This is a genomic window from Nitrospira sp. BLG_2 (assembly GCF_049222245.1).
Window position 1 is genome coordinate 1 of the sequence record NZ_JBLYIG010000601.1, and the last position, 9463, is coordinate 9463.

General features: G+C 53.7%; 9 protein-coding genes. 1 reads left to right on the forward strand and 8 read right to left on the reverse strand.

Features of this window, described 5'->3' with window-relative positions; genetic code table 11:
• Nucleotides 1-375 precede the first annotated feature (375 nt).
• The 5 genes from ACOSYY_RS15900 to ACOSYY_RS15920 all read right to left on the reverse strand — a co-directional run bounded on the left by ACOSYY_RS15900 (nt 376) and on the right by ACOSYY_RS15920 (nt 5513).
• Nucleotides 376-1056, reverse strand: coding sequence for a hypothetical protein (locus ACOSYY_RS15900; RefSeq protein WP_421663633.1), 681 nt, complete (start codon nt 1054-1056; stop codon nt 376-378).
• A 767-nt stretch (nt 1057-1823) separates the two neighbouring features.
• Entirely contained in the window at nt 1824-2243 is a 420-nt protein-coding gene (locus ACOSYY_RS15905) for a hypothetical protein (protein ID WP_421663635.1), read from the reverse strand.
• 293 nt (nt 2244-2536) lie between these two features.
• Complete coding sequence (locus ACOSYY_RS15910) at nt 2537-3814, reverse strand: hypothetical protein (RefSeq protein WP_421663637.1); 1278 nt, start codon at nt 3812-3814, stop codon at nt 2537-2539.
• Nucleotides 3815-4077: 263 nt separating this feature from the next.
• On the reverse strand, nt 4078-4674 hold the full coding sequence (locus tag ACOSYY_RS15915; protein WP_421663639.1) for a c-type cytochrome: 597 nt from the start codon (nt 4672-4674) through the stop codon (nt 4078-4080).
• A 92-nt stretch (nt 4675-4766) separates the two neighbouring features.
• Nucleotides 4767-5513 carry a PRC-barrel domain containing protein gene (locus tag ACOSYY_RS15920; protein ID WP_421663641.1) on the reverse strand — a complete coding sequence of 249 codons (747 nt, stop codon included), beginning with the start codon at nt 5511-5513 and terminating at the stop codon, nt 4767-4769.
• Between the two features lie 503 nt (nt 5514-6016).
• On the opposite strand from ACOSYY_RS15920, the gene ACOSYY_RS15925 reads away from it, so the two are divergent.
• On the forward strand, nt 6017-6700 hold the full coding sequence (locus ACOSYY_RS15925) for an Hsp20/alpha crystallin family protein (protein ID WP_421663643.1): 684 nt from the start codon (nt 6017-6019) through the stop codon (nt 6698-6700).
• Nucleotides 6701-6867: 167 nt separating this feature from the next.
• On the opposite strand, the gene ACOSYY_RS15930 is transcribed toward ACOSYY_RS15925, so the two are convergent.
• The 3 genes from ACOSYY_RS15930 to ACOSYY_RS15940 are packed head-to-tail and all read right to left on the reverse strand — an operon-like array spanning nt 6868 to nt 8884.
• On the reverse strand, nt 6868-7497 hold the full coding sequence (locus ACOSYY_RS15930; protein WP_421663645.1) for a hypothetical protein: 630 nt from the start codon (nt 7495-7497) through the stop codon (nt 6868-6870).
• Nucleotides 7498-7536: 39 nt separating this feature from the next.
• Nucleotides 7537-7791: a hypothetical protein gene (locus tag ACOSYY_RS15935; RefSeq protein ID WP_421663647.1), complete on the reverse strand. Its 255-nt coding sequence runs from the start codon at nt 7789-7791 to the stop codon at nt 7537-7539.
• Nucleotides 7792-7837: 46 nt separating this feature from the next.
• Complete coding sequence (locus ACOSYY_RS15940; protein ID WP_421663649.1) at nt 7838-8884, reverse strand: hypothetical protein; 1047 nt, start codon at nt 8882-8884, stop codon at nt 7838-7840.
• Nucleotides 8885-9463 lie beyond the last annotated feature (579 nt).

Genomic DNA, 9463 nt, shown 5'->3' on the forward strand with positions numbered 1-9463 from the left:
GGTCTTCACGACCAGGTATCGGACCGCCCAGTTTTGATCGTCGAAATAGAGTTCTTGTACCGTTCCCACTTGACCGTCGATACCATAAAGGGTCAACTTGGTAATATCTTGCACTCGCCTGAATTGCTTCATACCTGCTCCACACGCCGGCGCCGTCATAGTGACCACTCGCTCTACAATGCTCCACTAGGTAAACCCCTGGATTGACCTATGCCTTGGGACGGCGGCGCCCTGGTTTATCGGCATTCCGTGAAACGAAAGGCCTGCTTAGATAGAGCACTTGCTGCGACTTGGCCGAAATTTGAGAGATGTTCTGAATTGCTTGCGGTCAGGTACAGGAGCTTTGTGTAGACTACCTATGAGAGAAGGGTCGTTTCATGAGTTAAGAGCAACGACATTCCACGCAGACGTGTATCGAGCAATTGCGGCAACAGTGAGACCGATTAAAGCAATCCAAAAGAGAAATCCGAGGCCGGTCAGGCTCGTGGATGTGTCTTGCTCCCGCTGCATCGAAACATCCACCTGCCGGATCGAAACATCTGCCTGGATTGAAACATCAGTCGAGGCCTGCGTTCGTGTTGAATGACAAGAACTGCTTCCCATCCAAAACAGTACCAGAATGACGCCTATGGCCAAGAAAGATAGCCAGTAATGTCCCGCTGCATCGAACCGAAATGGAATCAGCCAGATGCCTCCGGCCCATATCAAGAGCATCGGCAGGGGGGCCCACGCGTCCAGATAATTATTATCCGCTGCGGTCAGGATCCAAAGTAAGGCCGACGCGAAAAGGCTTGCGACCATAACTTGCAAACGTTTGGTCCGCTCAGGAGTTTGCAACGAGTGAGTGAACGTTTTGAGAAGAACGGCGATCTTGTCTACGCCTCCCCACGCGATGGCGATCACAATCAAACCTAACATCCACACTACAAGAATCTCTGCCATGGAAAGCCTTTTGACGTAACAAGTACTGCTAGGACAGGTCAGTGTTGAATCGCTGAACTCAAGGCATTTGCTTTTTCCATATCTACCCATGGCAGCCTGCAACATGCGCGCCATGTTATCTCATCATGGCAGGGGGTAAATCTTTCCACCTCATCTTTGCCGGGATCACCACGGAGATAAAACGCAACCTGTGGCATAGAGACATACGACCACGCTGTATCTCTTCTCGGCGCTGGCTAGAGCGAAGTTGCTTCGGATATCTGTGCGTACAACAGGATCGATACGAATACCTAGAAGGACTTGCCGATCATTGAGCTGCGCCTGAAGGGAATGAGGCTGCCTGCCAACTTCAAAACGAGGAGTCACCTAAAGACTACTGATCAGAAGAGAGCGTTTCCCGATCCAAAATTCTATTGTTGTTCTGATCAATTCTGTTCCTTTTCGCTCGTAGGTGTCGCTTAATCGACACATTCACTCGAACTCGCCGGCATACGTTGTAAGCAGGAAGCCTAAGAAGCCTGCATATCAGACCCACCCATGGCATAACGAAAAAAGGTGACCATGGCTAGACCTGCCAGGAGCAACCAGAACAATACTCCTACCCGACCGGAGCCACCGGCATATCATCTTGTATGCTCAGTACAGATAAGTTCCTACGCCTCCTTCACCTCGGCGGACGAGGTCCGGAAAATATCCGGTTTGCTGACGACCGGGTCATGAGAATGCGAGGATCGGCCAACTCGCGTCGGCCTGAAGTTGAAAACCGGACAATCCGATAAGTTGACGTTTCTCCGGAACATGGTCCTGAAATCGTTTTTCAGACAACACACGACCCGGAAAGGTTACCCGGGATGAGGACTCGGTTTTTCACGTCTTTCTTTTCATGAAGCTTGCGCAACCGGTACGGCCGGCGCGGCATAACGGACCGCTGCGGCTACAGCCAATCCGAACAGAAGCAGCCAAAACAGCACCCCGAGCCCGGCAGCCGTCGCTGCCGCATCACGTTCTACATTTGAGGAGGGGGACCGTCCTCCCGTGCGTCTTGTACGCCTCGGTGCGGCAGGCACAGCGGTCCAGAACAGCGCGATGAAAATCGCGACAAGCACGAACGGCAGCCAATGCACACCGACCAAGGGCGGACCTACCGGCGTCAACCATAATCCACCGGTCCAGATGGCAAAAAAGAACAATAGAAAAACCGGCCATAAGCTCCATCCGGTTCGACCGTCGTCAGACGCCAACGCTACCAGACTCCATATCGCAAAAAACGCCAACAACACCGAGATAATGATCTCAACCATGATCAGCACCTCCACCTTCTTTCGTTCTCTCCTGCCATCACCTCGCCACCAACAATATAGCTCTCGCGGCGCCTTTTCTCCTTACCCCTGAATTTCGCAAAATGCACGCCACGCCCATATCCGCCGCGCGAGCGTTCAAACTCTCGTTGCCGCTAGGATACCGGCGAGGTATCAGCAAACCTGTACAAAGAGCCTTCGAACCCAGAGCGGAGAGAATGTCTGCGAAAGGACAGCCCGTCCACAAGACCGTTGGATTGCGTCACTCGAATTTCATGGCAGGCAATAGTCACGATCTACCGGAACTCCTTCGACCAGAAAATGAAGAAGCCGTGCCTTCCCGCGATGGGGGGGCCACCGCCTCGATCGCTATAGATGCCGAAGTTGTAGCTATAGTTGATTTCGATCTGTGAACGCCACGGAGCGCCGCTTATCACTCCGGCGCTGACTGCGGGCATGGGGTCCATTTGTTTCCGTATGCGCCCGTCGGATTGAAAGCGCGGTTGCTCCACCAATCCATAGGAACCGCGAATATACGGATAGAGAAAAAAGAAGGCCTCAAACTGATAGGTCGCATGCACGATGGCATACCGAGAGGGAAACAGCTCATTGAACGCGACGCTCGGTAAAATCGGCAACGAGAGTGATTCCCACTCGTATCCGGTCGGTCTACCAGGCAGGCGGAAGGCGGAGAATCGGTCGAGATCTTGCCCAATGCCGCCATAAAACGAGGCGATGAGCCGATGCCGTTGGCTCTTGATCCCAGGGATGCCGGTGGCGGCAATCGCATAAAAACTGCCCATGATGTAGTCTCGTTCTCGATCCGCATTCAAATCCGGATTCACGAAAGAAACACCTCCCCATGGCCCCCATTTGGCGCGATGGCCATAGAAGAAATCGCCGCCGAAGGCGTACCCCCGATGTGGAAGTTCCATGAGATTGCGTTCCAGAGCATCGGTTCGGAGACGCAGATGCACCCGTCCTTCATAGGTATCGGTCGGCACAACGAAGTTCGGCGAAGCATCCCCACTCCCTCTGAACCAACGATAGCCTGGTTCATAAGTGAGGGACAGCTCGAACGCATTGTCCTGATGACCGGGCGACAACAGTCTTCGGTAGGCGAGCCCGAACCCGGCGAAAACGTAGTTCCACTCCACCTCGACTTCTCGAATAATCTGCCCTTCGACGTATTCCGATCGACCGAGAGGAATAATCATGTTGTTGAGCGTGAATCGCAATTCCCATCCAGGTAAAGAGCGAACACCGACATTGTAGGCGATGTCATTGACCGCCACGGCAAATGTACCGCGGAACCGTTCCGTGTAATCACCTGAATGGCGCCATACATAGAAGGCGCCAAAAGGTAAGACCTGATAGAAACTCGGCCCATCGTGTAGATACTGTACGCCGAAGCTTGCCGCGGTCACGGTCTTGCGGTCGCGTGGCGGCACATCCACCGGCTCGCCAAGCACTTCCGTGTGGAACTCTTCTCCGGCCAATGGGGCCGGTTGGTCCTGCGCTCGTACCGGATCGATCCATAGGGCCGAAACAAAACAGCAGATTGCAAGCGGCACGTGCCAATGTCCAGCGGACGGAGACGCACATCCCGGCATTTCTTTAGAATGAATGGTTTAATTGAATTGCCGTACTAGGGCAATGCCTAGGCCCATCCTGACGCGGCCAACCATGATGCTTGATAATGATGCGCGCAGCGGTTTTCTAGATAACGTTCGGAGAAAGGGAGAGGAAAGACCGACACATTGGTGCCTGATAACGGACTGTTACTCCTCAGTAATACCGGCATCAGCGAATCATTACCGCTCTCATTGTGAAGTGACTAGGGAGCCATGGGATGAATCGTCGGAATATGAGAATGGTCATGACCATGGTCGTCGAATTCCCCTTCCCCTTCGGCCTTCAACATCATGCCGTACTCCTCTGCGTTGATATGTGGAAGTTGGCGTAGGAACCCGACAATTTGCCATAATTCCATGTCGTGATGAGTCGGACCGAACGCCGGCATGCCGGTCATTTTAATGCCGTGTTTTACGATCCAGAACAATTCCACATCGCTTCGCCGCTGGACGCTCTCGGAACTCAGTAGGGGCGGCTTTGGATTGAGTCCTTCCCGGATCGGACTGGCTTCTAATCCCGGTCCCGAGTGGCAGATGCTGCACAGGCCATGATACGCGCGCAACCCACTCGTGGTCGTCGCCGATTCGAGGCGTTGAGCTTCTGTCTTCGCGGCTCTTGCCTGAATGGATCGGTCACGAATCGTCGCCAAGCCACGACGGACAAACTCGAAGTGCGGTTCAGTCGCGGCAACATTGTAGCTTCCCGACCAGATATAGAGAGCCGACGCAAGAATCACCAACCCCATCAAGAGCGCGGCCATTGAGCAATATGTCACGCGTCGATGTCGATTCGCTGTCATGGACGATGGTCGCATCGGAGTGCCGCCACAACACGAGAGACACTCCGCTCGATTTTATGCAGCCGCTCTCGAGTCACGACGTGGCAGTCAAGTCACGCAGCCATTTTCCCATAGTGCTTGAAGAGCTGTATTTCGTAATCCGGCGTAATGAGCATCGACGGGTCATAAGCCGGTGCCGATTGAATGGCCTGCCGGGTCAGCGACATGGTGACCGATCGGCTATGCCAATTGATGTGCTTGATACGGGCGGTTTGTACCAGCGCCTTTTTGCCCGGGAGCCAATTCCTCGTGTTCACTTCTACATATCGGACTTTCCAGTCCTCGTCGTCGATGACCAAGTCTTCGATATGGCCGATTTCTCCGTCCTGAGCATGAATACCATAACCGGTCACCTCCACGCTGCTGCGGAGATGGGACTCCTCCGGCGATTCGGAGAAGACCGGCTCGTCCAAATTTATCGGAAGCGGCTCGGGATAGGGAATCGGGGTTCCCAAGAAGGTTGTGCCTGCTTGCCAGTACGGCGCCCACCGGAAATGTTCATAGTAGGCTTCTTCGTACTGGCGTGAGATCGGCTTCGCCTCCTCGATCGGCGGTGCCTGCTCGATTTGCTCTTTTCGCAAATTGATCCGCATGGATGCATCGGCATCATCGATGCCGGCCACGGCAAGAGGCGCGAGGAGCACATTTCGCCAGGAGAGCCAACCCCCCGTATTTATGACCAAGTATCTGACGGTCCAGCTTTGATCGTCAAAGTACAATTCCGATATCGATCCCATCTGTCCATCGATAGCAGACAGTGTCAACGCGGCGATGTCGCGAACACGCCGAAATTGCTTCATACATTTCCTTTCTGATTGCAGTGTCAAAAAATATATCGCCAACCGCTTTGATGCGTTCTACTGGGAAGATCCCTTGTCACCGCGGATTGGATAGCGGCAGGCGCCAACAATGAGGCCAACACCAACTCATGTCTCATGGCCCCGATGAATATCGCCCGTCCATGCTCAGAGCGCGATAGCATGACAACTTCCGCATTTTGCGGGTCCTATCGCCCCTTCTTAACCATAGCCGAGCGTAAGATTGCTCGCCATGTCGGCGCCCACCGCCCCAAGCGCTGAACCGTCGCAAGCAGTATTCAGAAGCATGAGGGAGAGGACTTGGCTCGTGCTTGGCTGGACAAATCGCTCGCGAGTGGAAAGTTCTGTCCGCCGTCACGTGAGGGGGTTGTCTCAAAGACGCGCAAATGGCGTGTCCCTCGAAGCATAGAGGCGGAATAGCGCTTGCAGCTTCATTTCGGAATCTGCCGCACAACAAAGACAATATCTAGAGAAGGAGGTCGACAATGGCGGACGTATCGGTCAAAAACAAAGGGAAGGAGGCGCAATCATCGGGCGAAGTGCGCCAATCCGGTTCGCAAAGCTTGCACAGTCAGACACAAGAACGAGGGATGTCGAAGTATGGACCACCATCCTCCATCTTTTCTTTGTCCCCTCGAGACTTTTTTTCGGCAAGTCCGTTCGAATTGATGCGCCGGTTTACGGAAGACATGGATCGCTTCTTCTTCGAAGCCGGAACTCCAAACAACGGATGGAGCCAGTCTATGAGCATGTGGGCGCCACCCATCGAAGTGAGGGAAACAGACGGCCGACTGAATATCTGTGCCGAATTGCCGGGGATTCGCAAGGAGGACATCAAAGTGGAGCTGGCGCCCGAAGGCCTCGTGATCAGCGGCGAACGCAAGCGCGAGCAAGAAGAGACGCGCGGCGGGATCTACCGGTCGGAGCGCAGCTACGGCTCGTTCCGGCGTACAATCCCGGTCCCGGATGAGGCCCAGATTGATCAAGCGAAGGCAACTTTTGAAAACGGGGTTCTGACCGTCGATGTGCCGCTTCCCGAAACGACGCAGCGCCGCCGAGAAATTCCTATTGAAGGGAACGACGGAAATCAATCGCGGGCTATGGGTCAGTCGCAGCAGCCTTCGGCACAAGGACAATCTTCTGAAGGAAGTAAGACGAAAGCCGCGTAAGCGAACGAGACGGAGATTCGGCCGTATCACGAAACCGTGATACGGCCGTTTCATCATCTCTGATGCACCCGATAACACACACTCATATTATTTTGACCCATGAGCTGTGCGTGGCTTGTCGCAAACAGTTCCTCGGGCGGCATGGAGCGATAGCTGTTTGTCCCGTCTCAGCGATCCCGTCCCCGCATGGCTGTGGGGTCGTTCCGCTGTGTGCTCCGGTGTAAACCTTCGGTGAGTCCGTATCGACTTCCATGGGTGTACCCACCCCATCGATCCGGTAGGCTACCGTAGTAGTCCGCCTCGCCGGATTGACCGAACAGAGGATCGTCTCCATGCTCATATCGAGGATCCCTACTCTCACCCGGTATCGACCTGGTGAACGGTCCGACTCCGGATTCCTCGAAACCCTGATTCGCCTTCCGAATGATCGTGCGTTTAATGGGCCGGATATCTAGATCGGAATAGCGGCCTTGTTGTTGTCCGTCGTCCAAAACGGACAGTGCCCGGTTGACAAAGCTTTTAGCCAATGCTGGATTATCACCGTCCAACGCGTCGGCGGCATCGTTCAGATAGCCCAGAATACGGCATTGATCGCAACCGAATGCCTGATTCACAAAGACGTTCTTGAAGCGATTGGTTTCAAGTTTTTTGGCCACGTCTTTAACCCACTCAGCCGTAATGTTCTCATCGGCCGCTGGAGCCAGCCAAGGTGCCGCCATACCCGGTAAGGGGAGAATCAATGCAATGGAGCTAAATATTCCCGCTATACAAGACATAAATATGATCCAACTTTTCATGATAATCGGCCTCCTGGTTTACATGATGCCAAGCAGCGATTAGTAGTTAAAAATCCCGCTCTCATCTGCTCCTTCATACATTTGACCGACCTCATACTCACGCAACCTTTCCCGATTGCTATGGTGGTAGTCGGCCGGCAGTTCGTAATAGTCGAAGAACCAATCGTCATCGTACAAGCCATCGTCGAAAAATCCGCCCGAATAGGCGGAAGCCGATGTCATGAAGGCAGGCGTCATAACAATCATCAGCATGAATACGAAGGCGCAGCAGAACAGGCCGACAAACCGTTTCATCGCGGACCTCCTTTTCTTTTATGGATTGCAATGGACCCGGCGATCACTATTCCGAAGACTCAGTTTCGGTATCGGATGACTTCGAAATAGACGTCACCGACCCGTCAGGTCTGACTTGCGCCTGGATGCGGTCGCCCACATGCAGGCCGTGAGTCAAATCCTCAGCCACCAGTAGGTGTACTTCTTGTCCGCTTGGATCTCTCACGATATAAAAGCCATCGCGATCGATATTGAGCACCTCGCCCTTCACAACGACTTCACCGCGGATCCCTCGCGAGCCGCCCTCGGAGCTGGCACCTTGTCCCTGCCGGCTGGCCGGCATGGCGTACAGAAATTCCCTTTCAATGTGAACCGTCTGACCTTGGGTGGTCACCTTCTGAGCAAGAACAAACGGCTTGCCGCTCAACCGGACCATCGGCCCTTCTACGGAAATCTCCTGGCCATATGCGAGATTCATGTCCTTCAAAGATGCTTTTTCTCCAAGATCGGCGACAATTTGTTTTCCCTCTTTGGTCAAGATCCTCACGACTTGATGGCTCTCGTCCCCTCCTTTGACTTTCAGCTCTTTCATGATCGCGATCTTCCCGTTTACCGCTGTTGTCGATTGACGCGAATTTTGCGTCGGCATCCGGCGATGTATGCGTATCGTGTCTCCATCGACATTGATTTCACGAGCAAATATCACACGACGGTCATTGACCCGCGCTACCGGCCCACGCGCCGAAATCAAGTCGCCGGCCCGGAGTTTCACGTCGCGAAATTGCTCGGCGGGTCCCAAATCCGCCACGACGCGACGTCCCTGTGTAGTGGTCAGTAAAACGGCCAGATGTTCCTGTCCGGTTCCACGTATGACCACCTTCTTGACCCGTTCAATCTCGCCGGTCACTTGCTTCCACGATGTCCTGGATTTGTCGTACGTGGGCGATTGCTGATCGCCACCCAAGTTCAACGATTTACTCATCGACTGATCTCGTAACGGGTACCTCCCTTCCAAGGTTTCGGATTGCTGTGACCACGCATCAGCGGTATAGCAGACGGTCAACAATCCAAGACTCACAAGCGATAACGCGACACGAAGTAATAACTGTGTCATGGTGTATTCCCCTTCCCTCCGCTCGATATGGAGATAAACAAACGCGCGAAGATTCGCGGATCCCCTCATCGCACAAGGCCTAAAAGAATTCTTCTCAGTGTCATTGATGGCTACAGCCTATCGCACCGGAAACAATGCCGTTGCACTCAGGCAATCGATAAATTTCGCAAAGGCCATACCAAGGTGGCGTGGCGATTGCTTGGCATGGCTATCAACTAATTCCCTAACGTTTTCCGGATAAATCGAGATACGAAAATGTCTTTGCCTATCGGGAGTGGACACACAGTCTCAGTACACCGAACAACTTGTTCGTGAAGGACGCTCTGTCTCGGATAGAGGCATTCCAAGCCTGGGCACCAATGTTGCGTTCGGCATCTACAAAGAAGGATCGAGGGAAGGAAATTGTAGGCAGTGAAATGTCGCGGCTATCTCGAGCCGATCGCGACGACGGTTGTTGTGCTGTTGATTGCACAATTGGTCAAGGGCGCAAAGCGAACCAGGATGCTACTGGAGATGGCCGTTCTGTTTTGTGAAAGGGACAACCTGTCCGATCACGATACATTGTGCCGTATCGCGAGT

Bases quoted from the DNA above. Each gene is read 5' to 3' on its own strand.
- ACOSYY_RS15925 (WP_421663643.1), top strand. From the start codon at position 6,017: ATGGCGGACGTATCGGTCAAAAACAAAGGGAAGGAGGCGCAATCATCG.
- ACOSYY_RS15915 (WP_421663639.1), bottom strand. From the start codon at position 4,674: ATGACAGCGAATCGACATCGACGCGTGACATATTGCTCAATGGCCGCG.
- ACOSYY_RS15930 (WP_421663645.1), bottom strand. From the start codon at position 7,497: ATGAAAAGTTGGATCATATTTATGTCTTGTATAGCGGGAATATTTAGC.
- ACOSYY_RS15900 (WP_421663633.1), bottom strand. From the start codon at position 1,056: ATGGCGCGCATGTTGCAGGCTGCCATGGGTAGATATGGAAAAAGCAAA.
- ACOSYY_RS15940 (WP_421663649.1), bottom strand. From the start codon at position 8,884: ATGACACAGTTATTACTTCGTGTCGCGTTATCGCTTGTGAGTCTTGGA.
- ACOSYY_RS15905 (WP_421663635.1), bottom strand. From the start codon at position 2,243: ATGGTTGAGATCATTATCTCGGTGTTGTTGGCGTTTTTTGCGATATGG.
- ACOSYY_RS15920 (WP_421663641.1), bottom strand. From the start codon at position 5,513: ATGAAGCAATTTCGGCGTGTTCGCGACATCGCCGCGTTGACACTGTCT.
- ACOSYY_RS15935 (WP_421663647.1), bottom strand. From the start codon at position 7,791: ATGAAACGGTTTGTCGGCCTGTTCTGCTGCGCCTTCGTATTCATGCTG.